Below are 25407 nucleotides of genomic sequence, written 5' to 3'. Positions count from 1 at the left end.
CATGCCTCTGGTCCTGATTAAAGATGGCGTCATCGAGGCCGTTCAGGCGCAATTGGCGGCGACGCATGGCGGCCTCTCGGGCTTACGCGAAAAAACCATGCTGAGGCTCCTCTACGCCCGCGCCGAAATGTTGAGCAAAAGCGCATCGACGGACGTAGCCGCTCTTGCGGCCTGCTACGGATACGGACTGGCGCATGACCGGCTTTTTTACAGTCACAATCTGGGCGCGGCTCTGGCGATCATTGAGCTCTTGCTTGACCTCAACGGCTATGCGCTGATCGCCGACGACACAGCTTGCTTCCTTGGGGTCAGCGTCGCCGGACAAGGTGAGTTAGGCGCCGAAGCCTTCGCCGGATGGATTCGCAGCCATATCGAAGTGATTGGGCGGGACGCCGCCTGAACTGACAACCGGGTCAGCCTCACCTCGCGTCGCCTGATCACGCCGACGCTATGGACTGTCAAAGGTTTTGGTCACGTCGGAACGGCGCGCTCCTGTCGCGTTGTCATGCCCGGCCTTGTCGACCCTCGCCCGGAATGTTAGCGTCCCGACATCACCCTAACGAGCATCGCCAGCATGGACCGGCTAAAAGAGATTGTGATCGCCGGCGGCGGCGCTGCGGGATGGTTGACCGCGGCCTATCTGGCCAAGGTGTTCGGTAAAGAACCCGGCTGTCCGCGCATCACCCTCATTGAAAGTCCGGACATCGGAACCGTCGGGGTCGGCGAAGGCGCCTTTCCCACCTTGCGCATTACGCTGCAAACGCTCGGCATAGACGAAGCCGAGTTTCTGAGGGAGGCCGACGCAAGCTATAAGCAGGGCATCAAGTTCATCGACTGGCTGCACAAGCCAAAAGACGGCCGTCACCAACACTACCTGCATCCGTTCGATGCCCCCTACCCCACCGAGGGCGCAGGGCTCATGCCCTACTGGCTGTTGCAGAACAAGGCGACGCGTCGGCCTTACGCCGAAGCCGTGGCGTTTCAATGCGCGGCGGCGGACGCGCACCGGGCCCCCAAGACGCTCGCCGACGGCCCTTTAGGCCACCGGCTGAACTACGCCTACCACTTCGACGCTTCCCGGTTCGCCGCGCTTTTGACGCGCCGCGCCGTCGAGCTGGGGGTGCGTCATCTGCAGGGCCGGATTGACGACGTGACGCTGCGCGCCGACGGCGCCATCAAAAGCGTGACCACGGCGGAACACGGCGAAATCGAAGGCGATTTCTTTATCGACTGCACCGGCTTTCGCGCCCGGCTGATCGGCGAAGCCCTTGAGGCGCCGTTCAAAAGCGTCGCCGATCAGCTATTCACCGATCGCGCCGTCGCCCTGCAGGCGCCGTATGAGTCCACGGATTCTCCTATTCCCAGCTATACCCTTTCGACGGCGCATGAAGCTGGCTGGACCTGGGATATCGGCCTCGGACAAAGACGCGGAATAGGCTATGTCTATTCTTCGCGGCACTCCAGCGATGAGCGCGCGGTCGATGTCATCAAGACCTATATCGGCCCGGCGGCCAGATCCATGGAGCCGCGCCTCATTCGCTTTAACGCCGGCTACCGCGCCACGCCCTGGGTCAAAAACTGTTGCGCCATCGGGCTTTCCGGCAGCTTTTTCGAGCCGCTTGAAGCCACCGGCATCCTGCTGATTGAAATCGCCATAGCCTATCTGGTCGATTTCCTGCCGCGAACCGGCCCGCTCGATACGCCCGCACGGCACTATAACGCCCTTATGGAGGCGCGTTGCCAGAGCATCTTGAACTTTCTGAAACTGCACTATTGCCTGAGCCAGCGGGACGAGGCCTTCTGGCGCGATAACGCCGATCCGTCCAGCCGCAGCGAGCACCTGTCCTACCTTTTGGACATGTGGAAACATCGCCCACCCTCGCGCTATGACATCAATAGCGAGATCGATCCCTTCCCCTTATGCAGCTATCAGTACGTTCTTTACGGCCTGGACTACGCCACCGACATAGAATCGCAGCGCCCAAGCTTCCCCAATGTCGCCGCCGCTGACCGCGTTTTTGAGCGGGTCAGGAATTTCGGCGCCTACGCCGCGCGCGACCTTCCCTCCAATCGCGAGCTGATCGAGCAGGTGCGCGCGCACGGCTTTACGCCGAGCCCTCTGCCCGCCTGAACCTTATCCATATCCGGCTATACGGACCGCAAGCCGCCCATCCGCCAGGCGCGCATTGACGAGCGCCGGGCCGCTCAAGTCCTGCAGACAGCTCTCTGCAGGCGGTTGGCAAACGCTGCGTTCCGGGTTAGCGTTCGCCCGTCCAACAGGGGGTTAACATGCCATTCAGTTTCGGAGCGGTCTGGAGCCGCTTTTTCAAGCTTGTCGCCGAAAACTTTGTCGCCTTTCTGATTCTGACCGCGCTGCTGATCGCGCTGCCGCAGATCATCTGGCAATACGGCATGTATTCGGCCTTCAATATCACCAGCATGAACTGGACGCGGCACGTCGCCGGTATGACGCCAATGGCGATCGGCGGCGGGATCGGCGGCTGGCTGATCATCTGGTTGTGCAGCATGGTCTATGTGTGTTCCGTCACCGAGGTCGCCATTGTACGCGCGGTCGGCAAGCCGGTGCAGATGGGGCAAATTCTCAGCCACGCCGTCGGCAATATGATTCCCGCCTTTATCATCTTCGTCATCACCGGCATTCTGTTCATGCTGGGCCTGGTCGTGTTCATCGTGCCGGGAATCATGTTCGGCCTCGCCGCCTGCGTGTCGATCCCGGCCTATGTCGGCGAAAAGGGCCTTGGCCTGTGGGGCGCCGTGCAGCGCTCCTTCAGCCTGACCAAGGGCCACCGCTGGACCCTGTTCCTGATCTTCCTCGTCGCCATTATTGCGACCTGGATCGTTCAGGGCATTGTCGAGGCGCCCTTCATCCCGTCCATGGTGCAGGACGCCATGCGCGGCGTGCAACCCAGTTTCGGCCTGCCCGGCATCCTGCTGCTCAGCCTGTTCAGCGCGCTTTTGAGCATGTTGTGGTACGTCTTCTTCGCGTCGATCTATGTCACCTTGCGCGAAAGCAAAGACAAGTTGTCGCCGGAACAGACGGCCAGCGTTTTCTAGGCAGCCTTCTTTGGACGGCGTCCTCTGGGCAGAGTGCTCTAATTCAAGTCTAGCGCGTAGGTCGGGACCAGCTTCACCGAAGCGACATCCGCGACCTGCGCGCCGTCCGTCGGCTTCGGACGATAGGCGTCGTCAATATAGACCGGCGCATCGGCGCGCAGCGGCAACACGCTCAGCGTAAACGGCCCTACGCCCAGCCGCTTAAGGCCCACGCGCCAGTCCGGGCCGTACCAGAACTGATCATCGACCATGTCCGGCCCGTCGAACAGTCGCGCCACATCGCCTTTATAGGCGATGTCCAGCGTCATGTCGGCGACGCCCGACAGGGCGTTTGAATCAATATTGATTTTCCACGCCGCCGCTTGACCATAGATTTCAGGATAGGGCTGCAAAGCCGCCTTAGCCTTGCCGCCGATCATAAGCGGTGGGACGCTTCCGGCGTCACGGATCTTTTCGATCCGCACCTGCGGCGACACGGGCGCCGCCTGTGCGCGCAAGGTCTGGAACAGGCCCGTCGTCTTGACCAGGGCCAGCGGCAGACTGGCCTTCGGCACGTCGATCGGCGGCCATACGCCCAGTGAAAACTGCGGATTTTCCGAACGTAACCGCAAATGTTCGCCATCGCTATAGACTAAGGCGTCGCTGAGGATCAGGCGCTTTTGCCCCTGATAATCCAGAACGCTTAAGCCTTGCGCATCCTTCGACGACAGGACGAGAATCGCAACCTTCCCGGCGCGGATGGCGACGCTGCGACCCGGCGCGACATCCCGCACGACGACATGCCCGCCGGTCCGGCTTTTGCGTCCGGATAAGGCGGCTACATCCCGATCAAACGCGAACTCAGGCGCAATTCCGTCTTGCGCTTCAAAGACATAGAGAATTGTCTTGCCATTCTGGATACGCGTGAGCGGCTGGGCGCTGGCCCACAAAAGCTTCACCTCGTCCATATCGAGATTGAACGGCCACGCAAAGGCTGCGCCATCGGCGATGCTCACCGGCTGCGACGGAAAGGTCAGAGGCCCGGACGGCAGATCGACGCGGAACTGAACGCCCTTCTGCTCGGCCATCGGGTATTGCCGCACATGGTTGCTCAAAAACACAAAGCCGGAATCGCCCAGACTGCGCACGGACCAGCGCGGCGTGGTGAGATCGTCACGCCCTTTTGGCTCGACCTGCGGGCGATGGACCGTCATCGGCGCGAGGCGATCGCCAAACGCATTCAGAAAGTCATGCCACGGCCGGATCAGATTCAAAGCCGGATTGGGCTGACCATACTGGCCGTAAGGCGCCTGAAAATCGTAATTGATGATGGGCAGGCCATTATAGCCGCCATTCAGATCGCTCTCTTCAAGCTGGGTGTCGCCCTGCGGATTGCGTCCGCCGTGGAACATATAGTAGCCGTAGAGATTGACCCCTGACCCGAGTTCGACCGGCAGCATGGCCGCGATGTCCTGCGGCTGAACAAGCGGGCGTCGGCGATACATGATGGGCAGCCCGCCTGCGAATTCCGCGCCGAGGAAGGGCGTCGCATCCATATCCTCCGTCGCCGTTCCGCGCGCCTTCGCAGGCGTCTGCGCCCCGGCATTGCCCTTGACGCGGCCATCGAAACGAAAACTGTACACCTCGTTCGGCGGCATCATTTTCGCGCTTGCCGCCCATGGCTCGTCCGGGTAGCCGCCCTGCACCGGCAGGATCTCGCCCTTCGGATAGACCGTTCCATCCCAGCCGGTCACCGTGTAGAGCGGCACATCGAAGCCAAGGTCTTGCGCCATCTGTTTCAGCGCGGCGATATGCTCAGCGCCCCTGCCCGGTCCGGTGAGATTATATTCGTTCTCGAGCTGCACGCCGATGACCGGCCCGCCGTCCTTATACATCTCGCCGCGCGTCTGCTGCGCCAGATGCGACCAGTAATCGCGCACATAGGCCAGATACTGCGGATCGTTGCATCGCGTCGGAACCTGCGCGACCACCCAGTCGGGAATGCCGCCATAGCGCACCTCGGCATGGGCCCATGGCCCCAGCCGCAGCACGACATAAAGACCGTTTTTCCTGGCCAGATCGAGAAAGCGCCGGATGTCGCGATCGCCGCTGAAATTATACTGACCCGGCTTTTCCTCGTGATAATTCCACATCACATAGGTCGAAACGATATCGACGCCCGCCGCCTTCATCTTCTGCAGTTCGGCGTCCCATTCCTCTGCGGGAAGCCGCGCAAAATGCAGCTCCCCCATCACCGGCAGCCAGGGCGCGCCATTCTTCATCAGATAGTGGTTATTGACGGTGATCGGACCGTCTGGCCCATCCTTTGTCCCCATATGCAGGCGCCCCGCTATCGGCGCGGCGGGCTGCTGACGCGCATCCGCGCGCAGAATCTCGCCGTGAGCCTGGATCGCCATCAGGCCGCACAGCGCTGTGAAAGACAATATGTAACTACGCGACACGCGGCGTCTCCCTTTATGTATGATAATTCAATAGTCGCTTCCCGCACGCAAGCCAAGCGTGTAGTCTGCGCCGCATGAAGGTAGAGAATCTCGACCGCATCCGCCGTCTCGCCCTGTTCGCTGGCATGTCGGAGGACAATTTCGCGCGTATCACGCGCGCCGCCCTCATGCAGAAATATCCGGCCGAGACTGTGCTGCTCTACGAGGCGGATACGCTGGACTTCCTCTATATCGTGCTGGACGGCAGCGTCGAGTTGCACGCGCATTGGCATCACCACGAAACGACTCTGGCCGTCCTGAGGCCGATCTCGACCTTCATTCTCGCCGCCGTCGTGCTGGAGGCCCCGGCTCTGATGTCCGCCCGAACGCTGGAGCGCGCCGAGATCGTGATGATCCCGGCGGAAAATCTGCGCGCGGCCATGCGCGAAGACGCGGCCTTCGCTTGCGCAGCGGCGCAGGAGCTATCGGGCTGTTATCGCGGTCTGGTGCGCACCATCAAGAACCACAAGCTGCGCTCAGGCACAGAGCGGCTGGCCAACTACCTTTTAACGCAACAGGTGCGCCAGGGCGGGGGCGAGAGGATCGTGCTGCCGCACGAAAAGCGCATCCTCGCCTCCTTGCTCGACATGACGCCGGAGAGCCTGTCGCGCGCCTTTTCGGCGTTGGCGAAATACGCGGTTGCGGTGCAGGGCGCGACGGTGACTCTGGGCGATCCCGCCGCCTTGCGACGGCTGGCGCGGCCCGACGCTTTGATCGACAATCACATGCCGCCGCGGCTGAATAGCGACGGCAAGGCCGCCAAGGAGGCCTGGCCTCCACCTGAGCGGTCTTGCAGCGACTACCGCCAGGCCTGACGCGGGACGCCCGCTTGATATAGATCAAGTCAGAGCCTGCGCAGCCTCAAGCGCCCGATTATCCGCGATTAAGGCGGCCCTGCGCGCGGCGGGTTACATAGGGGACACTTTCAAGCAAAGGTGTTCCCATGTTTACCTAACCCACCATCGACCTTACCGTTCATCATCAGCCCAGGGGCTTTTCCGACAGCTTCGCCTTCGGTTTCACCAAGCTGCTGCGTTTTTGCGCCGACACCTTCTTCGCCAAGCGTTACGGCCACCGCGCCATTGTTCTGGAAACCGTCGCCGCCGTGCCCGGCATGGTCGGTGCGGCCATCAACCATCTGAAGTGCCTGCGCCGCATGAAGGACGACAAGGGCTGGATAAGGACTCTGATGGAGGAAGCCGAGAACGAACGCATGCACCTGATGACCTTCATTGAGGTCGCCAAACCTTCCTGGTTCGAACGCTTCATCGTCATCGCCGTGCAATGGGTCTTCTATCTCGCCTTTTTCGCGCTTTACCTGATTTCGGCCCGCACCGCCCATCGCGTCGTCGGCTATTTCGAGGAGGAGGCGATCATCAGCTATACGCATTACCTGAAGGAAATCGACGAAGGCCGCAGCAAGAATGTGCCCGCGCCCGCCATCGCCCGCCGTTACTGGAAGCTGCCCGAAACGGCCACCTTGCGCGATGTCGTTCTGGTCGTGCGCGCCGATGAAGCGCATCATCGCGACGTCAATCACGCCTTCTCCAACGAGCTGAACGGCGGTCAGATCGACACTGGGGAGCTGGCCCCTTATCCTGCGCACGACGAAAGCCTGTGCGTCAAGAACATCGCGGCCTGACATGCAACCCGCACCCGACACGCCCGAGACCGACAACATCGCCTCTGTGGGCAAAGCGATCGCGGTGATCCAGGCCGCGGGCTACGGGCTGAGATCGGACGGCGAAGGCCTGTGGCACATTGATGAGGGCGGCGGCCTAAGCTCCGCCGCCCTCATGGTCTTCGCGCAAGGTCTTCAGGACAAGTCAAAAGGCGCGTAATCGACGTTGTCAGGAGCCCGCTTGCGGCGTGGGATCAGGATATTTCGCCAGGATTGCCCGCGTCACGCCATTGGTCCAGCCAAAGCCGTCCTGCAACGGATATTCGCCGCCGCCGCCGGGCCTGCGCTGCTCGACATCGTACTTCTCCAGCATCTTGCCCGTCTCAAGATAGGCCGCGTCCACCGTGCCGATAAACCGGCTGGCCAGATCGTGCGCCTGCTTATGAAAACCGTAAGCGTCGAGACCGGAAATGGCGATCCATTGCAAAGGCGGCCAGCCGTTCGGATCGTCCCATTGCTGGCCTGACGGAATCTGCGTGGTGCGCAAGCCCCCCTGCGCCGTCAATTGCAGCCGGGTCAAGGTCGCCACCGCCGTCGCCTGTCGTTTGTCGGCCAGACCGACGAAAAGCGGATAAAGGGTCGCCGCCGAAATCACCGTCGTCGGACGGCCTGCGCGCCAGTCATAATCGGCGTAGCGATGCTGCGCCTGCCGCCACAGATAGCGCCGGATCGCCATTTTGCGCGCCTGAGCCATCGCCTTATAGTCGCGCGCGCAACGGGCATCGCCAGCCGTCTCGCAGCGCGCGGCGATGATCATCTCATCCTTCCATAAAAGGCTGTTCAGATCGACCGGCACAATGTCGGTCGTATGAATCGTCTCCAGGTTCATCGGATCGTTCAGCCAGCGCGAGGAAAAATCCCAGCCGCTTTCCGCCGCCGCGCGCAGGTCGCGATAGACCTCCGCTTTCGGGCGCGCAGATTTCGCCGCGGTCGCGACGTCCTCGGCGTAGGATTCCTCGCGCGGCGTGTCGCGTTCGTCCCAGTAGCGGTTGAGCAGTTCGCCATCCTTCATCTTCACCACGTTACGGCACGGCTTCATCACCACGGCGCACGATGCGCCCTTCATCCAGTAATCGTGTTCGGCGCGCAAAGCCTTCAGGGTGCGCGCCGGATCGGGATCGCCGGACGGCTTCAGCTGCGTCATCAGGGCGAAAAACGGCGGCTGCGACCGGCTGAGATAATAGCTGCGCGCGCCATTGGGGATATGGCCATAGCGCTCGATCAGGCTCTCGAAATCGTCGATCATGCCGCGCGCCAGCCTGTCTTCGCCATCGGCGTAAAGACCCAGCAGGGTAAAGTAACTGTCCCAGTAATAGATTTCCCGAAAACGCCCGCCCGGCACGACATAGGCTTGCGGCAGGGCCAAAGCCGACGACCCCGCAGGCGGCGTCAACGGCGGACGCGCCAGAATCGGCCAGAGCGCCTTGATGTGCGCCTTCAGGCTAAGACCCTGCGGCGCAAGCGCGTCGTTCCCTTTCGCCGGGGCGTCGAAGTTCGCCTCGACGAACGCCCGCAAGGCCTGCGCATCCTGAGGCGGGTGGGCGTTATAATCGGCCATGATCGCGTCCGGCGCGCGTTTAGGCGTCATATCCACGAAGGTCTTGCCGTCGGGGAATACATGATTGAGCTGAACGGCGTCGAACAAGGGGCCGTAGAGATCGGCGGGCGTCGGCGGCGCGGCGGCGTGGGCGCACGAAGCGAAGGCGACGATCAAAGCGCTTACGGACAGGGTGCGGATAACGGTCATGTCGGGCGATCCTCCTGCGACAAGCCTAGCTGACGCCTCCGTCAGGGCAACCGGCCATCTTACAAAAAGGCGTGAAAAAGGGCGGGTGAGCGCCTTGCGTCGGCTTCCACGACGCAGGGCGTCTCACCCGCCATGACAGTAAGCCAGGGTCAGAAATTATATCCGACGCTGACCAGCAAGGAGCGTCCGAAGATCGGACGGGCGTTCGCGCTGGTCGTCGAACGCGGATCGCCTTCGGTGAAGCCGTGGGCATTGCCGAGATTGTCGCCCGACACCGTCACGTCGAACTTGCCGAAATCGATAATGGCGCCCAGGCTGACCGTAGAATAGCCCTTCAGCTTCACGGCGTTTTCATTGTCCGCGTAGCGATCGCCGACCGCGTAGAGCGTGCCGTAAAGCGTCACTGGCGCGTCGCCGACGTCGAACTGATAGCGCGGCGTCAGACGCAGTTGCGTCTCAGGCTGGCGCTGAGCGCGCTTGCCGACCGCCAGCGGGTCGCTGGAGGTCAGGATCTTGGTCGATTGCCAGGTGCCGTTGAGGTTCACAGAGAAGCCTGTATCGGTCTTGAGACGCGCATCCAGCTCAAGCCCCTTGGCCTCGTTGGTGTTCTCCTCAAGCGTGCCGCCGACATCGTGGAACTTGGCGCCGGTGAACTTGTTGTAGAAGCCGGTGGCGAACAGGTCGATATAACGCTGCGCCAGCTTGTAGCCGAGTTCATACTGCTTGACCTGCGAGGTGTCGGTCGTGCCGTTGCGGAAGTCGTCGAACTGCGGATACATGAAGCCGGTCGAGGTGCGGACGAATACGCCTGAGCGGTTGCTGAGGCTGTAATTGGCGCCAAGGGTCCAGGCCGTGCGGCTGCGCTTGTCGACCAGATTCATGTCGATGGCTCCATCCGGATAGCCGGGGCCGGAATCGAGCACGAAATCGGTCTTCACATGCTCATTGCGCAGCCCCAGATCAATCCTCAGCTTCTCGTTGACGGTCCAGGAATCGGCCGCATAGAGCGCATCGACGCGCATCGTGCCGGAGTCGCGCAGACCATAGGCGAAACATGAGGCGCCCGAACCTGCCGCGGCCAGATCGGCGCAGGTGACGCTGGCGGCCAGATATTCCCCATTCGCCTTGACCTGCATGGGTTTGACATTGCCCAGCGACCACCAGTCGTCGGAGGATACGCTGGCCGTATAGTAGCCCACGCTGACATCATGGGCGCCAAAGGTCCGCGACGCCGACAGATCGTTGACGAGCGAGCGCAGGTGCTTGAGCACCACCCACGCGCCATAGCCCTGTACATAATCGCCCGAACCGAGCGTCGCGCCCGAAGTGGTCGTGACTGGTCCGGTCAGGGCCGTGGCCTCGATCGCCCCGCCGTCGGGCACCAGACCATAGGTATTGGCGTCGCCCTGGGTGAAGCCGAAATGATCGCGCACGCTCCAGCCATTATCGAAGGTCTTTTCAAAATTGACGCCCGACACTGTTCCTTTCCAACCCCGGCCATTACCGAGATCGAAGGTCTGCATATCGCCCTTGGGATCGACCTGGATGCTTGCGTAACGCGACGCATCGCCCAGTTCGCTGAATGTGCCCAGATCAAGTCCCGGAACATTGACCGCAAAGGGCAGATACCACTGGCCATGATCATCCGTGGCGCGGGTATAGACGTTCAGCTTGCCGCCCTCGAACTTTTTGGTCACGTTGACGGTGAGCTGCGATCCCTGCTCGGAATCGAACTGCGCGTTGCGAATGCCGGGCGAGGTCGAGGCGTAGCCGCCGACCATATAGTAGAGATCGTCGGCCAGCTTGCCGCTCATCCACGCATCGACCCGACGCTCCGAATAGTCGGTGAAGCTCGCCTTGACTTCGCCCCTGGTTTCGTCGCCGCCTTCGCGCAGCACGAAATTGGTCGTCAGGCCCGGCTGGCCGGACGAAAAGACCGGGTTCGGTCCGCCGCGCAGGGCCTCGACGCGCTCAATCGTGTCGTCTGTGCGGAACATGACGGAGTTATCGAGGAAGCTCAGCGAAGTCGCCGGGTAGATCGGCGTCCCGTTAAGCTGAAAGGTGACGAACTGCGCATCGCCCGTGCCGGGAAAGCCGCGCACGAAGATGTTCGCGCCGCCGACGCCGCCGGAGCTTTCCACCCAGACGCCCGGCACAAGGGTGAGCACCTCGGACGACGCCTTGGGGGCGGCCATTTTCAGGTCATTGGCGGTCAGGTTGGTGACGGCGTAGGAGGCCTTGACCTTGTTGATCCCCTTGCCGCCCGGCGTGCCGACGACAACAACGACCTGCGCCTCATCATCGCCGTCGCTACGCGACGACGCATCGTGCGCGGGCGACGCCGCCGGGTCCGACGCCGGGTCCGACGCTGGGGCGCGGTCGATCTTGATGACGTCGCCGGGCAGATGCGACGCCGTCAGTCCCGATCCGGTCAGCAGGGCTTTCAGGCCCGCATCCACCGTGAAGCGGCCCTGTAAGGCATGGGTATGGGCGCCCGCCAGCGCGTCGGAATCGTAGGCGAACTGCTGACCCGACGCCAGCGCGAAGGCTTTGAGCGCCGGTACGGCGTCTTCGGCCGGTATGCTGAAGGCGTAGCTTGCGCCCTGCGCCAGCGCGGCATGCGCCGCCATCATGGAAATCAAAGCCGAGGCGGCGAACAGGCCGGCCCTGGAAAAGGCGTTCTTCATGTTGTCCTCCCGTGCGTGTCTATTTTCGTATCACGCTACATGAGGTAAGACGCGGGCGACGCCAAAACACGAACCCGCCGGCCGGATTTTTTAACCTTCCGGCTTTGCATCGCCGATGGCGTAGCCCTGACTGTCGAGGCGATAGCTGAGGCCATTGACGGCGCAGACCCCCTCGACAAAGGCGCGCGTATCGCCTGCGCGATAGATACCACTGACCTTGATGCGCCGCCCGATATGGTCGAGCCGGACCGGCTGAGCCGCATAGCGGTTGACGCGCGCAATCGCCAGCGCCACCGGCTCGTCGTCAAAGGCCAGAAGGCCGTTTTGCCAGACATCGTCGAGATTGGGATCGGCGGCGCGCACCTGAGCGGTGGCGGCCTGATCGCTCGCCGTCAGCTCCTGATTGACGCGCACGATCTGCGCTGGGTGCGTCTGTGGGGCGTCCAGGCGCAACAGACCCGGCGGATCGTAGGCCACAAGCGCGGCGCCGCGCAGGACGACGACATTGACGGAATCGCCCACCTTTTCAACGCTCATCGCGCCAGCATCGGCGCTGATGCGCCGCGCCCCGGCATAGACGTCAAAGCGCCGATGCGCGCGGCTCAGCTCCAGACGCGCGCGCCCCCTGTCGATCCAGAGTTTGCGCTGGCCTTTGGCGACGCGCACGCGCGTATCGGCGTCAAGACGCACGATCGAGCCGTCGGCAAGCTGCACGATCTGGGTCTGCCCGCGCCCGGTCTCATAAACCGTAGCGCGCGCCTGCCAGCCGTAAAAGGCGCCGGAGCCAACGATCAGCGCCGCAGCGAAAGCCGCGGCCGCGCGCAGACGTCGCGGCGCGCTGACCACCCGCCAAAGCTCCTGCGCGCCGCTTAAGATCACCGACTTCGACTTGCGGCGGCGCAGGTCGCTCAGCGCCTCGGCGCGCATATCGATCAGGCCAAGCCCGGCTTCTGCGCCGCCCAGTCCGTCCCAAAGATCCAGAGCGCGCAAAAACGCGTCGGGGCGTTCCGGCGACGCCGCAAGCCACGCCTCAAGCTGCGCCTGCTCGGACGACGACAAAGACCCGGACTTGACGCGCAGGCACCACTCAGCGGGGGTGGCGGGTTGAAGATCAGAGGCCGTCATAACGGGCCTCCTCGGCGTCGATACGCTTTAAGATATACTGCATGGCTTTCAGAATGTGTTTTTGCACGCCGCGCACCGACATGGCGTAGGCGACGGCGAGTTCGGCCTGGGGAACGCCCTCAAGCCGGAAAAGAATAAACAGGTTGCGCGTCACCCTGGGCAGTTCGCCAAGATAGGTCTGAACGCGCGCCAGTTGATCGCGGCTGATAAGGATGCGCGCCGGATCAATGGCTTCCAGCACCTCAAGCTGCGCATCCAGGGCCGGCGCAGCGTGAAAGCGCACCCGCTCGCGCCGCAGGCGGTCCTTCAGGAGATTGGAGGCGATCTGGAAGATATAGGCGTCGGCCCGGTCAAGGTGCGCGCCGCCGCCAGCGATAAGCCGCAAAAAAACGTCCTGCGTCATATCCTCAGCATCGGCCCGACTGATCAGGCGACGCTGGAAAAACGCCATGAGGGGACGGCGGTATTGAGCGCCGAGGCGTTCATACGCGGTTTCCTTAGTTGCGGCTTCGGCGTGCTGGCGCATCAGGACTGGTTTATACTCCCTCGCATCATAAGACGCGCGAGGTTTTGAGACACGAACCCGAATGGCATTTATTTTTTTCGTCGCCGGGAGCGCCTCAGAGGCTGGGGCGGCAAAGATTTCGCTATTAACCCATCCTGCATTGATCCGCTTCGCACGCCATGGTTGGCGCCGACATGTCCGTATTGCGCAAGAGGCGTCCTACATATCAAAGGCGTAGTCCTCATTTTCGCTCGCCTAATGCGATAATCGAATTATTTACTGTGACACTTAAGAGTACCCTAAGCCTCTGCGCCGATAATAGCCAAAACAGACCAGAGTGCGATGACAGGCATGGACGTTTACGAAGTGCATATACATCCGGCGGCGCTGGAAACCGCGATGGCGGGCGGCGGCCAGGATCGCCAGGCGGCGCTGGAGATCGCTGTAAAAGCGCTTCTGGATCCGCATCCCTGGCGGCTGTGCGCGCGCGATTCTGCATCGCCGGACAGATATGTCATCTTGTGCGATCTGGCGGGTCTGGCGCGGCTGCAATGGCGCGACATCGAGGCTGGATCGCTGTGGATCGCCAGCCACCGGCTTCTCAGCGCGGCGCAACAGGCGCGTTACAGCGCACGACTGGGCGGTCTGCCCTGGGACAATATCAGGGTGTAAAGACGCCCTTGCCGTCGCCGTCGAGCGGCGCGCGTCCGGTTCGGATTCTCTCATGGATCGTCGCGATAATGGCGTACGGATCAATCTCAAGCAAAACGCACAGGTCGATGAACTCGATCAGATCGACGCGACGTTCGCAGGTTTCGATTTTGGCGACAATGCTCTGATGACGGTCCCATCGCCGCGCCAGCTCATACTGGCTCCAGCCCAGGGCGTTTCTCGCAGCAACCAGATCGCTTATGGCCATCTTGTAGTACGCATTGGCAATAGATTTGGTCGGGCGGCTCAAAGTGACCTCTGGCGCAAGAATCGGTCGTCATCATAGGCGCACTTTTACCGGAATGCGAACTTCGCATCGACGCGCGCTCCGGTATCGGGATGTTTTATAATCCGGGCGTGTTCGCCGCAGAGCCGCGCCTGTCCGTGTCGTGCTTGTCCTTGCGGCGACGCCCCAGCAGCATCCGCCCCTCCAGATGCGCGCGCAAGGCGCCATAATAGGCGCGTAGAAAATGCTCGTCGGCAGGCCGGTCTTCGGGTCGCGACGGCTCGAGCCAGTCGATGCGCGCCTTGATGCGCTCTGCGACCGCGCGCATGACGGCGGGCTTGCGTTCGCGCAGCACCTGTTCCAGCACCTGCAGCTCCATCTCGCCATAGGCCAGTTGCTCCGGCGTGAAGGTCAGGCCGTTGCTTTGGTCCAGCTCCATATCGACCAGATCGTAGCTGAGCATGGCTTTTGGCATATGCACGACGCGCGTTCCGGCCAGAAAATCGCCCAGCCGCGCCTGATCGCGGTTGAATAGCGGCAGCAGCACCAGCCCGATCGCCCAGATCGCCGCTAACCAGCCAAACCACGATTTATGCTGCATGAAGGAGACGATCAGGGTCACCGGCAGGAACAGCTCGACCTCGCGCATCGCGTTACGGGTGAAGATGGCCGCAGGGGTCAGCCTGCCGCCGTCATGGGCGATGACGCGCAGCTTCAGCGCCCGCTTGCCCGGCGTCGCCGCGCGTCGCCCCATCTCGAACGCCATGAAATAGCCGGAGCGGATAAAGAAGAAAAACGCCATGGCGAAAATGGCCAGTATGCCGAGCGTCGTATTGCCGTCGAACAGACCGCGCAGCGGCATGGCCAGCAGCAGGATCATGACGATCACCGGCAGCACGATGATGATGATCAGATCGATCAGAAGCGCGCCGACGCGCTCGCCGAAGCTGGCGCGCACAAACGGCAGTGAAACGCCTTCCGGCGTCGTCACCTGCATGACCGAGCGCGCGCCATCGCCCCAGGCCGCATCAGCCATCAGGTCGCGGCGGACCTTATCGGCTTTAGGCTTTTTCGCCATCGCCCTCCCCTTTCGGTTTACGTCCGGCGAATGTGAAATAAAAACACCACAAGGTCAGCATGGTCAGGCCGCAGCCGATGCGCGCCCAGGGATCGAGAATGGTCTGGCGGCCAATCCCCTCCCAGCAGCCGGCGATGGTCAGCATGATGGCGACGCCGATCATTGCTGTCCCGGTCAGCCGCCCGGCCTCGGCCAGCGCGGCTTTGCGCGTCTGCGCGCCGGGGAACATCAGCTTCATGCCGATATGAAAACCCGCCGCCGCCGCGATCAGCAGGGCGAATATCTCGGTCGTGCCATGAATGCTTAGCCAGGCGGCGAAGGCGAATCCCAGCCCCTTCTGCGCGAACAGCCACACCATCGCCCCCATGGTCACGCCGGTATAGAGCGTCAGCGCAAAGGTCGGCAGACCGAAAACGGCGCCGAAGGCGAAGCAACTGATCGCCACGCGGGTATTATGCGTCATCAGGAAGACCGCGAACGTCGGCAGCATGGCGTTGCTAGGGACGTCGCCCTTGCCCAGCGTCTTGGCCAGATCCTTGGCGGACGCCGACAGGTCGCGCCCCTGGGACTGACCGCCGACCAGCACGTCATACCAGCTCGGATCGTGCGCGCACATCGCCCAGCCGATAATAAAGCCGACCACCACGGTGAGAAAGGCGAAGGCCAGTTCTTTGCGCAAGCGCCTCACCGCCACCGGCCAGCCGTCGATGAAGAAGTCCTTCAGCACCGTCTTGAGCCGCGTCTGCGGGCCGTAGATGAAGATATAGGCGCGCGCGCTCAAGGCCTGCAGATAGGTGATCAGGTTGCGGTCCAGCGAGATCGACTGCGCCATGCTCAAAGACGACACCGCCGAACGGTAGAGCAGCGGCAGGTTCAAAAGATCTTCCGCCGACAGGGACTTCAGACCGGACCGATCCACCTTGTCGAGCTGACGCGACAGAGCCTTCCAGTCGCCCTCGCGCGTCTCGCGGAACTTCTGGCTTTTCAGTTGCAGGCCGGATTTGGCGCCGTTCGGCTGGTCCATGCGCGCTCCTACAATCGGTCGGCGCGTTTCAGCGCCAGATATTTATCGACAATCATAGTCGCCAGATATTCGTTCGGCGTCTCCAGCACCTCGACGCCCTGACGCCGCAGTTGCGCCAGCACGCGCTCGCGCTGATTGGCCAGACGACGCGCAAATACTGCGCGCGTCACATCATCGGCGTCAGCGGGCGTCTGTTGCATCAAGCCTTCGACCACCTCGTCGCCAAAGGCGACAAACAGCACCAGATGTTTTTTCGACAGGCGTTTCAGCGCCTCGATCATCAGGTCGGCCGAAATCTCGTCGATAAAGTCCGAAAACAGCACGATCAGCGACCGGCGGGCCACCTTGGCGTTGAGATCGGCCAGGGCCAGGGTGTGATTGCTTTCCTCGGTCGTGTCCATCAGCGATCCGAGCTGATATTTCAGTACGTCGAAGCCATGCGTCCCGGAGAGGACCGGCCCCACCGGCTGCGGACGCGCGCCGAAACTGAACGCGCGGACATGATCGCCGATCTTAAGTCCGGTATAGCCGAGCAACAGCCCGGCATAGATGGCCCGGTCGAGCCGCTTTAACCCCTGCAACGGCTCGCCCATCAGCCGTCCGGTGTCGAAGGCCAGCACGATATGATGGTTGCGCTCGGCCTGATATTCGCGCGAATAGAGCTTCATATGCCGCGAAGACGAACGCCAGTCGATGCGCCGGTGATCCTGTGACGCGTCGTATTCGCGCAAGGCGTGATATTCAGAGCCATTGTAAAGCTGGTTCTGCACCCGGATGCCGTAGATATTGTCGAGCGAGAACAGGTTGACCGCGTCCTGCTCGACGCCTTTTAAGTCCGGGGTGACGACAATATGGACGTCCAGCTTCACCTTCTTCTGAACATGCACCAGGCCCAGCGGCCCGCGCCAGCGCAGGTAAGCCGCCTTGATGTCCGCAGGGCCGCGCGTCATCGCCTTGAGCCGCAGAACGCTTGCGAACCGACCGTCGGCGTCGCGCGTCAGCATCTGATTATAGGCTGATCCCGCGAGGCGCGCGTCAAGATCAAGCCGCAACATCATGCTCTGCGGCGCATAGCCCTTAAAGCTTACGACCAGCGGCGTCTCCTGTTCGCGCCCCAGATCGAGAAAAGGCGGCGCGTGCAGGCTGACATTAATCCCCTGCCCCACCGGGGCGAACGCAGCGTCCAGCACGGCGAAGGCGATAAGAACCAGCGCCGCCAGCGGAACCCACGGCCAGACATCCGGCGCATAGACGCCCACCGCCAGAGCGGCGGGGACGCTCAGGCCGAGCAGAACCAGAAGACGCGGCGCGGGGGAAAAAGCCATGGCTTAACGCGGGATCTCGATGCGTTCCAGAAGCCGTTGCAGCACCAGATCGACGCTCTCGCCCTCGATCTCGGCGGCGGGCGACAACAGGACGCGATGGCGCATGCAAGGCGGGTACAGCGCCTTGATGTCGTCGGGCAGCACATAGTCGCGTCCGTCCAGCACCGCCCGCGCCCGCGCCGCGCGGGCCAGAAGCGCCCCGGCGCGCGGAGAGGCGCCGACCGACAGTTGCGGCGCCTCGCGCGTGGCGCGGATCAGGGCGACGATATAGTCGCGATTGGCCTCGTTCAGCCGCACGCCCGCCACGGTCGCGAGCGCAGCGTCAAGGGCGGGTCCATCGACAACCTGACGAATATTATCCAGCACATTGTCCGTCGCCTGCGCATTGCCCGCGCCCTCGACGATGCGGCGCTCCTCCTCTAAGGACGGATAGCCCAGCACATGCTTGAACAGGAAACGATCAAGCTGCGCTTCGGGCAGCGGATAGGTGCCCTGCTGCTCGATCGGGTTTTGGGTCGCGATGACGGTGAAATGCGCGCCCAGATCATGCCGAACGCCGTCCAGAGTCACCGCCCGCTCCTGCATGGCTTCCAGAAGCGCCGCCTGCGTCTTGGGCGGGGTGCGGTTGATTTCATCGGCCAGCAGGAGGTCGCAGAAGATCGGCCCCTTGCTTAAGGAGAAGCTTGAGGTCTGGAAGTTGAACAGGTTGGAGCCCAGCACATCGCCCGGCAGCATGTCCGGCGTAAACTGGATGCGCCCAAAGCGTAGCGACAGTGCGCGGCAGAAGGCCCGCGCCAGAAGCGTCTTGGCGGTCCCCGGCGGGCCTTCCAGCAGGATATGGCCGCCGGAAAACAAAGCGGTCAGCATCAGGTCCACCGTATCGGTCTGGCCGATCACGGCCTTGCCGATTTCGGCGCGCAAGGTTCCGGCCAGGGATTGAATATCAGATATGAGCACGGTCTATCTCCGTCTTCCAGGCGTGCAGCCTGCGGGTGATGTCGATCAGTTGATGCACGGTGAGCGTCTTGTCGGCGCGCGCCTTTAAGTCCAGATAGCTGTCGCTGGCGCCATGCGCGCGCCCGATGCGGTCGGCCAGTTCGTCCGGCGGCTCCTGGCTGGACACCTGCATATAGCCGCGCGATTTCAGCACCATGTCGCGCACATGCTGGGCGTAGGCCCCGGCCAGTTTTGGCTGTTTCATGGTCAGGGCGAACAGACGCGCCGCATTATCGGCCAAAAGCCGCGCCCCTCGCCCTAAAGGCGGCGCCTCCGACGCCGGCAAGGGCGGGCCGAAGCGTGAAAACGCCGCCCACATCAGGACCAGCCCCATCAGCAGCAGACACAAGGGCGCGGCGATATAGGGCGGACGCGCCAGGGTGTGTAAGAGGTCGTGATCAAAGCCCATACCGGCAAAGGTCAGGTTGAACACGATGCTGGCCGGATGGCCGACCGGCTTCGGCGCCAGCTTCTCGATCAGGTTCAGCGCATTGGCCGTGCGCTGCGGATCGGCCAGAATGGTGTTGTTCAAAAGATCGGGTTCGCTCAGCACATAGACGGGGACAACCGGCTGACGCCGTCCGCCGGTGACGATCAGCCTTGACAGGATCGGGCGTCCGTCCTGCGTCGTCATGACCGGTTGCAGATTGGGCGCGGTCATGGATTGCAGACCGGAAATCGCGCCCAGATCATAGGCGCCGAGCCCGCCGCCGGAGGCGCTCCAGGGACGGCGCACCGGGACGTCATTGCTGATATAGGGATCGCCCCCGCCGCCCGTGAAACCCGTTTGCCGGACCTGATCGGCCTTTTTTTCCGCCGCCGTCTTGGGCCGCGTATCGCGTTTGAGATCATAGGCGGGAATATCGAAGGTGATCAGTCGCCGATAGCTTTGAATTCGCGCCCGCCCCTCCGGCAGGGGCGGCAGATCGTCGGCTTTGGCGAACAGAGGGTCGCGAACGGTCTCACTCGCCGGGGCCAGGACTTCGAGATTGTTCTTGATGATCGCGGCGGGAATCAGATCTGGATCGACGTCCCACAGCGGATGTTTCATCATCCGTCCCGCCGACCATTTCGGCGCCACGACCAGCACCACCTTGCCGAGCGGGTGGTAGAGAATATGGTTGGCGCGTTTAGGATCTGGCGCCGGGTAATAGGTGCGCTCTTTACGCCCGGACGCAGACTGAGCCGAAGCCGCTGACGCATCAGAGGCGGAGGCGGACGCCGCGCTATCGGACGAGGCTGAGGCACCGTCGCCCTTATCGTCATTATCGTCGTCTGTAGATGACACGCCGGGTTCGACGCCAAACACCAGATTGGCGTTATCGCCATCGAGTGTGATGATCTCCAGATCGGCGCGGGCGCGCGCCGGGCCGTCTTCATCGCGGTTGACGGCGACAGGATGACCTCGCGCGATCAACAAACGCTTCAGTCCCTGATAGCCCTGCGCCGACACGCCGGTGACATAGGCCGATTGTCCGGTGACGGGCTCGGAATTGGCCCCGACCAGCACGATCCCCGCCATGGCGAACAGGCCCAGACACAGGAACAGGGCGATGAAGGGCAGCCCGTTGGCCGCCTGCGCTTTTGACAGTTTCGGCAGAGAAAAGCGCGCCATCTATGCGCTCCCCTGCGGCGCCAGCCCTTCAGCGGCGGCGAAACGGACATAGGCGGCTCGGCAGGCGTCAAAGCCCGCCTTGCCAACGCGAACGCCTGCAAAGAAGGATTGTTCGACCCAGCGCACAATCTCGGCGAAGGTCGGGCGGGCATTGTCCGGCAGCAGCGGGTGCGAGAGAATATCGCGCGCGGAAAAGTGCTTGCGCACCAGATCGGGCCGGAACGCATTGATGTCGGCCACGCTGCGCACCAGTAAGAGATGCACCGCCTCGTCATAGGCGCCGCGCGCCGCAAGCGCGTCAATCTCGGCCAGAAGGGCGGCGACCGCCGAGGCGCTGGGTCGCCATTCGGCGTCGGCGCGTAAGGTATGACGCGCAAAGAAGCGCTCAAAGCGCGAGGTCAGGAACAGCCGCACGACGGGCGACAGGATCAGCGCCACAACAAGGATCAGCAAGCCCCACAGTATGTATGGCATGGCGGGCCCGATCGGCGCCAGCAAATGCCCGAGCGTATCGAAAAAGCGCTGCACCGCGTCGCGCACATGCTCCCAGAAGGCAAGCGTCTTCGCATCTGGCGCATCGGAGGCGCCGAACCTGGCTTGCAGGTCATGTCGCGCATTGGCTTCCGCGATCAAACGCGCCGCCGCATGCGCATCGACCGGACCCGTTGCAGCGGCTTCAGACGCGGCGATGTGAGACGAAACTGGCACCTGAGAAAAGCGTCTCCCCCACGCAGCGCCCTCCCCCTATGCGCGGCGCGCGCAAGCTCACCTAAGCGGGTCGCGGCGCGCCGGTCAAGTCTTCTCGCCGTCCGCGACGGACAAATCGCTGCAAACCTGACCGCCTTTATACAAACGCCCGGGCATTCATACTGAATCCTTACGGTAGGAGAACGCACTATCGTTTTCAGCGAAAGGCTCGACGCGCCCTCGCCGTTCCGACGATTTCACGCTTACGCTTCCGCCTCGCCGCCGGATCAAGCGGGCCCTGCGCGAAATCCGGCGCTCCTCGCCCGCGCGCGTCGCGCGTTTTTTGAACAAAGACGTCTGTGATGTTGCAAGCCCCCGCCCTTGAGATCGCCCGTTTCGCCAATGAGGCCAGCGACGCCCAGTTGAGCGACGTGCTGGCCCGCCACCATCGTCCCCGCAAGGCGATTGCGCGCGCCGCGATCATCGGCAACTTCCCGCCGCGGCAATGCGGGTTGGCGACCTTTACGCGGGATATGTACGCCTGCCTGTCCAAAGCCCTGCCGGACGCCGACTGGCGGGTTATCGCGATGAACGACGCGCCGGACAATGACGCAGGCGACGGGCCATACGCCTATCCTGACGCCGTGACCGACCAGATCTTCCAGGACGATCAGGCCGCCTACAGCCGCATGGCGCGCTCGCTGAACGCGGACGGCGTCGAGGCTTTGTTCGTCCAGCACGAATTCGGCATCTATGGCGGTCCGTCCGGCGCCCATCTGCTCGACCTGCTCGAAGCCGTCAATATGCCGGTCGTCACCACCTTGCACACCGTTCTGGAGCAGCCGACGCCGGAACAGCGCCGCGTCATGCAAAGCCTGATCCGGCTCTCAAGCACGCTGGTGACGATGGCGAAAAAGGGCGCGGATATTCTCAAAACCGTCTATGGCGTTCCAGACGGCCAGATTATTGTCGTGCCGCACGGCGCCCCCTCGCGCCCCTTGCGCGACACCGCAGGCTTCAAGGCCCGGCACGAGCTGGAGGGGCGTCAGGTCCTGACCACCTTCGGCCTCTTATCGCCGAACAAGGGCATAGAGACGGTCATCGCGGCCCTGCCGGAGCTGGCGCGGCAATGTCCCAACCTGACCTATCTCGTCATCGGCGCGACGCATCCGCATCTGGTTCGTCACGAGGGCGAAGTCTATCGCGAACGTCTCAAAACCATGGCCCGCGACCTCGGCGTCGAGAACCATATCCGCTTCATCAATCGCTTTATCAATGACGACGAACTGGTTGATATTCTTCAGGCTACAGACATCTATGTCACCCCTTACCTGACCGAGACGCAAATCACGTCGGGAACCCTCTCGTACGCGCTGGCCCTGGGGCGGCCGGTCGTCTCCACCCCTTACTGGCATGCGGTCGAAGCCCTGAGCGGCGGAATCGGCGCGCTTTGCCCCTTCAACGACACGCGCGCCTTCACCGAAGCGATCGGCGCCCTGCTGGCCTCCGAAGGCCGTCGCGCCGAGATGAGCCTGCGCGCCTATGAGGCGGCGCGGCCCTCGCGCTGGGCGGCGGTGGCCGAAGCTTACATCCAACGCGCGGAGGCGGACGTGCAAACCCATATCGACAGCAAGACCCATTCCCACCCGACGTCGCATCAGACCCTGCCCCCGCGCCCACCCCTGACGGCGATCGCGCGCATGAGCGACGACTGCGGTTTGTTGCAACATGCCTGCCTGCGCCTGCCCGACCGCCGCCATGGCTATTGCACAGACGATAACGCCCGCGCCCTGTCTCTGATGGCGCGCCTCAGTCTGATCGAACCGCTGACGCCTGAGCAAACGCGCATGGCGCGCGTCTACGCCGCCTTCGTCAATCATGCCTGGCTGCCGGAGGGACGTTTTCGCAATTTTATGGGCTATGACCGCCGCTGGCTCGATGAAGGCGGCTCGGACGATAACTGCGCGCGCGCCTTTGAAAGCCTCGTCGATGTCGCGCGCTCAAACCTGAGCAACGACCTCAAAGTCTGGGCCTGCGATCTGGGCGGGCGGGTTCTGCGCCATGTGGAAGCCTGGCCGTCCTTACGCGCCCGCGCCATCCTGATCCGCGCCCTCGTCAGAGGCGCTGGCGTGATCGGGGATGCGCCAACGCTTGAGGCGCGGCTGCGAACCTTCTGCGCCGATCTGCACGCCCGCCTCCGGCAGATTTCACGCGACGATCACGTCTGGTTCGAACCTGAACTGAGCTATGACAATGCGCGCATCCCCGAAGCTCTGATCCTCGGCGGACACCACCTGAACGCGGCCGACCCTGTCCGCGACGGCCTAAGCGCCCTGCGCTGGCTGATGCAGGCGCAGGCCCACGTCCCGTCCGGCGTCTTCATGCCCGCGCCGACCTCGCGCTTCGACGTGCAGGGGCAGGACCACCCGCTCTACGATCAGCAACCCCTTGAAGCGCTGGCCAGCGTCGAGGCCTGCCTCAGCGCCGCCGGGGTCAGCGGCGACGAAGACTGGCGCGCCGAAGCCATGCGCGCTCTGGCCTGGTTCACCGGTCGCAACACCCAGCACCTGTCGCTGATCGACGCCGACGGCGGCTGTTGCGACGGCCTGACCCCGCAGGGACGCAACGAAAATCAGGGCGCGGAATCGCTGCTGGCCTGGCCGCTGAGCTGGCTGGCCATGCGTCTGGCTCTGTAAACCGGAACGTCACAAGACCATGATACCCATGACCCTGAGCCCGACCACCCTTCGCGCCGATGCGTCGCGTGTGGTCATCCTGCCCTTTTCCATCTCGATCATGCCGCGCGATTCCGCCATGGGCGCCATGTCGCGCGTGACCCGCGTCTGCTCAGCCTTGACCGCCTTGTCAACCGAGCAGTGCCGCGCCGAGCTGGAGATCGTCAATCGCGATTTCACCGGCCGACATTGGCAGACGCGCGGCATCTTCCTCGACCGCTTTCGCCAGATTCAGCAGTTGCAGGGCGATCTTGAAGGTCTCGACGAAGATCATCAGGCGCTGATCGGCGCCTATTTCTGCCATGAATACAGCTATCAGGCCGCCGCCATCATGAACCCGTCGGTCGTCCCCCATCCCGATCAGACCAACGCCAAGGGCGGCGTCAACTTCGTCATGTCCACCCGCACGGTCGGCGAAGGCCATACCTCGACCGTCTCCTTCCGCGAAGGCGTCTTTTTCCCTGACGGCAGCATGGAGCTGTGGCCGGAGGCCGACTTCGCCGTCGCGGCCAAGCCCGCCTCCAATGTCCTGCTGGATGGGGCGGTCCAGGTGCGCGGCCATCAGGCCTGCCCGATTTCGGAAACCGTGCTGTTTCCGGTGACGCGCGCCCAGTCGAACGGTCTGGAAGACCTGCGCCTGACCTGGTTTGAAGAAGAGGACGGCAGCCGCGAATATCTGGGCACCTACACCGCCTACAGCGGTCGCGAAACCGCCTGCGAATGTCTGGAGACCAGCGACTTCCGCTCCTTCCGCCTCACCCCTTTCACCGGCGCGGCGTCGCAGCACAAGGGGCTGGCGTTTTTCCCGCGCCGCATGAACGGACGCTACGCCGCCATTGCGCGGCTCGATCACGAAAGCCTGTTCTATCTGGAAAGCGACGACCGCTACGCCTGGAATATGGGCGACCGCATCATGGGGCCGGAGGCGCCGTGGGAGCTGATCCAAATGGGCAATTGCGGCTCACCGATTGAACTGGACGAAGGCTGGCTTCTCCTCACTCACGGGGTGGGCGCGGTGCGGCGTTATTCTCTGGGCGCAGCCCTGCTCGACAAGTCGAACCCGCGCAAGCTGATCGCACGCTCCAAACACCCGCTGCTGTCGCCTTCTGAGGACAACCGCGAAGGCTATGTGCCCAATGTCGTCTATACCTGCGGCGCCATGCGGGTCGGCGACTGGATCTTCATGCCCTATGGCGTCGCCGATTCCAGCATCCATTTCGCCTCGATTCACATCAAGGACATGCTGGCCCATCTGGGGCTTTGATCAGGGCCAGGCCCATGCCCGCAATTGTGCGGCGGCGCAGGTGAACCGGGGATTCGCTCAACGTGATTTCCAGCGTCGGATGCACGATCCCGCTCAGGAAATGCCCGCCGCGCGTCGTAGCGTCCTTTAAGCCAAGTACGGCGTGAGCGTGAACGCTCGGCTCGCCCTTGTCGTCCTCGGCAATGTCTCCGATCAGGCTGAGGCCCTCACACTGCTCCGTAACCTCGGTCCGGTCATAAGCTTTGCGGTCGAAATCGAACCAGCCCAGCGTCGCCCGTTCAAAGGCGCCGATCGCTGTAAAGGCGGCGGCGTATATTGCGTTGCGCGCAGCAAAATCGGTCAGCGCCGTCGGCGCCTCTTCGCCCGCATCCAGAACGATCGCGTAGGTGCGCAGGGCCTGCGCCGGATCCGTCGTCAAAAGGTGAGATTGCATAGGTCGCCTTTAT

22 protein-coding genes are annotated in these 25407 nt (G+C 62.9%); 9 read left to right on the top strand and 13 right to left on the bottom strand.

Annotated features, from left to right (window positions below; genetic code table 11):
* The first annotated feature begins 1 nt into the window (after nucleotide 1).
* From ACTHLA_RS09900 to ACTHLA_RS09890, 3 genes are all read left to right on the top strand, one after another.
* Nucleotides 2-400 (top strand): death-on-curing protein, encoded by a 399-nt coding sequence (locus tag ACTHLA_RS09900; protein ID WP_440188144.1) that lies wholly within the window; start codon nucleotides 2-4, stop codon nucleotides 398-400.
* Nucleotides 401-574: 174 nt separating this feature from the next.
* A complete protein-coding gene (locus ACTHLA_RS09895) occupies nucleotides 575-2131 on the top strand; it encodes a tryptophan halogenase family protein (RefSeq protein WP_440188141.1) in 1557 nt (518 codons plus the stop codon).
* Between the two features lie 158 nt (nucleotides 2132-2289).
* Nucleotides 2290-3075, top strand: a complete 786-nt coding sequence (locus tag ACTHLA_RS09890) for a hypothetical protein (RefSeq protein WP_440188138.1) — start codon at nucleotides 2290-2292, stop codon at nucleotides 3073-3075.
* A 38-nt stretch (nucleotides 3076-3113) separates the two neighbouring features.
* On the opposite strand, the gene ACTHLA_RS09885 is transcribed toward ACTHLA_RS09890, so the two are convergent.
* The gene (locus ACTHLA_RS09885) at nucleotides 3114-5516 is read right to left on the bottom strand and encodes a beta-galactosidase (RefSeq protein ID WP_440188135.1); all 2403 of its coding nucleotides are present in this window, start codon (nucleotides 5514-5516) and stop codon (nucleotides 3114-3116) included.
* A 74-nt stretch (nucleotides 5517-5590) separates the two neighbouring features.
* Between ACTHLA_RS09885 and ACTHLA_RS09880 the strand changes: the two genes are divergently transcribed.
* The 3 genes from ACTHLA_RS09880 to ACTHLA_RS09870 all read left to right on the top strand — a co-directional run bounded on the left by ACTHLA_RS09880 (nucleotide 5591) and on the right by ACTHLA_RS09870 (nucleotide 7396).
* Nucleotides 5591-6370 (top strand): cyclic nucleotide-binding domain-containing protein, encoded by a 780-nt coding sequence (locus ACTHLA_RS09880; protein ID WP_440188132.1) that lies wholly within the window; start codon nucleotides 5591-5593, stop codon nucleotides 6368-6370.
* Nucleotides 6371-6516: 146 nt separating this feature from the next.
* Complete coding sequence (locus tag ACTHLA_RS09875; protein WP_440188313.1) at nucleotides 6517-7197, top strand: alternative oxidase; 681 nt, start codon at nucleotides 6517-6519, stop codon at nucleotides 7195-7197.
* Between the two features lies 1 nt (nucleotide 7198).
* The gene (locus ACTHLA_RS09870) at nucleotides 7199-7396 is read left to right on the top strand and encodes a hypothetical protein (protein ID WP_440188129.1); all 198 of its coding nucleotides are present in this window, start codon (nucleotides 7199-7201) and stop codon (nucleotides 7394-7396) included.
* Nucleotides 7397-7405: 9 nt separating this feature from the next.
* Here ACTHLA_RS09870 and treF read toward each other — a convergent pair whose 3' ends face one another.
* The 4 genes from treF to ACTHLA_RS09850 form a co-directional block, all read right to left on the bottom strand.
* Nucleotides 7406-8983, bottom strand: coding sequence for an alpha,alpha-trehalase TreF (gene treF, locus ACTHLA_RS09865; protein WP_440188126.1), 1578 nt, complete (start codon nucleotides 8981-8983; stop codon nucleotides 7406-7408).
* Between the two features lie 149 nt (nucleotides 8984-9132).
* Nucleotides 9133-11670 (bottom strand): TonB-dependent receptor domain-containing protein, encoded by a 2538-nt coding sequence (locus tag ACTHLA_RS09860; protein WP_440188123.1) that lies wholly within the window; start codon nucleotides 11668-11670, stop codon nucleotides 9133-9135.
* Between the two features lie 90 nt (nucleotides 11671-11760).
* Entirely contained in the window at nucleotides 11761-12795 is a 1035-nt protein-coding gene (locus tag ACTHLA_RS09855) for a FecR family protein (protein ID WP_440188120.1), read from the bottom strand.
* Complete coding sequence (locus ACTHLA_RS09850; protein WP_440188117.1) at nucleotides 12782-13321, bottom strand: RNA polymerase sigma factor; 540 nt, start codon at nucleotides 13319-13321, stop codon at nucleotides 12782-12784. Before ACTHLA_RS09850 ends, ACTHLA_RS09855 begins: the two co-directional genes overlap by 14 nt.
* A 330-nt stretch (nucleotides 13322-13651) precedes the next feature.
* On the opposite strand from ACTHLA_RS09850, the gene ACTHLA_RS09845 reads away from it, so the two are divergent.
* Entirely contained in the window at nucleotides 13652-13972 is a 321-nt protein-coding gene (locus tag ACTHLA_RS09845) for a hypothetical protein (RefSeq protein ID WP_440188114.1), read from the top strand.
* Here the strand turns inward: ACTHLA_RS09845 and ACTHLA_RS09840 are convergent.
* From ACTHLA_RS09840 to ACTHLA_RS09810, 7 genes are all read right to left on the bottom strand, one after another.
* Nucleotides 13962-14219, bottom strand: a complete 258-nt coding sequence (locus ACTHLA_RS09840) for a helix-turn-helix domain-containing protein (protein ID WP_440188111.1) — start codon at nucleotides 14217-14219, stop codon at nucleotides 13962-13964. The two genes, ACTHLA_RS09845 and ACTHLA_RS09840, sit on opposite strands and share 11 nt — an antisense overlap.
* A 136-nt stretch (nucleotides 14220-14355) precedes the next feature.
* Nucleotides 14356-15315 (bottom strand): RDD family protein, encoded by a 960-nt coding sequence (locus tag ACTHLA_RS09835; RefSeq protein WP_440188108.1) that lies wholly within the window; start codon nucleotides 15313-15315, stop codon nucleotides 14356-14358.
* Entirely contained in the window at nucleotides 15299-16339 is a 1041-nt protein-coding gene (locus ACTHLA_RS09830; protein WP_440188105.1) for a stage II sporulation protein M, read from the bottom strand. The genes ACTHLA_RS09835 and ACTHLA_RS09830 overlap by 17 nt, the downstream gene beginning before the upstream one ends.
* 8 nt (nucleotides 16340-16347) lie before the next feature.
* A complete protein-coding gene (locus tag ACTHLA_RS09825) occupies nucleotides 16348-17664 on the bottom strand; it encodes a DUF58 domain-containing protein (protein ID WP_440188102.1) in 1317 nt (438 codons plus the stop codon).
* A gap of 3 nt (nucleotides 17665-17667) precedes the next feature.
* Nucleotides 17668-18621 (bottom strand): AAA family ATPase, encoded by a 954-nt coding sequence (locus ACTHLA_RS09820; RefSeq protein WP_440188099.1) that lies wholly within the window; start codon nucleotides 18619-18621, stop codon nucleotides 17668-17670.
* Nucleotides 18608-20275: a hypothetical protein gene (locus tag ACTHLA_RS09815; RefSeq protein ID WP_440188096.1), complete on the bottom strand. Its 1668-nt coding sequence runs from the start codon at nucleotides 20273-20275 to the stop codon at nucleotides 18608-18610. The genes ACTHLA_RS09820 and ACTHLA_RS09815 overlap by 14 nt, the downstream gene beginning before the upstream one ends.
* On the bottom strand, nucleotides 20276-20983 hold the full coding sequence (locus tag ACTHLA_RS09810) for a hypothetical protein (protein WP_440188093.1): 708 nt from the start codon (nucleotides 20981-20983) through the stop codon (nucleotides 20276-20278).
* Nucleotides 20984-21324: 341 nt separating this feature from the next.
* Here ACTHLA_RS09810 and ACTHLA_RS09805 point away from each other — a divergent pair, with 341 nt between their 5' ends.
* Together ACTHLA_RS09805 and ACTHLA_RS09800 are read left to right on the top strand one after the other, a co-directional pair.
* Nucleotides 21325-23658 carry a glycosyltransferase family 4 protein gene (locus tag ACTHLA_RS09805; protein ID WP_440188090.1) on the top strand — a complete coding sequence of 778 codons (2334 nt, stop codon included), beginning with the start codon at nucleotides 21325-21327 and terminating at the stop codon, nucleotides 23656-23658.
* 28 nt (nucleotides 23659-23686) lie between these two features.
* Nucleotides 23687-24961, top strand: coding sequence for a glycoside hydrolase family 130 protein (locus ACTHLA_RS09800; RefSeq protein ID WP_440188087.1), 1275 nt, complete (start codon nucleotides 23687-23689; stop codon nucleotides 24959-24961).
* On the opposite strand, the gene ACTHLA_RS09795 is transcribed toward ACTHLA_RS09800, so the two are convergent.
* Complete coding sequence (locus tag ACTHLA_RS09795; RefSeq protein WP_440188084.1) at nucleotides 24930-25394, bottom strand: PPC domain-containing DNA-binding protein; 465 nt, start codon at nucleotides 25392-25394, stop codon at nucleotides 24930-24932. The two genes, ACTHLA_RS09800 and ACTHLA_RS09795, sit on opposite strands and share 32 nt — an antisense overlap.
* Nucleotides 25395-25407: the final 13 nt, after the last annotated feature.

Origin of the sequence: Asticcacaulis sp. (assembly GCF_051956075.1) — a bacterium.
In the GTDB taxonomy this organism is placed as follows: Bacteria; Pseudomonadota; Alphaproteobacteria; order Caulobacterales; family Caulobacteraceae; genus Asticcacaulis.
The sequence above is the reverse complement of the archived record's forward strand: the minus strand, read 5'-3'. Positions and strand labels throughout refer to the sequence as shown.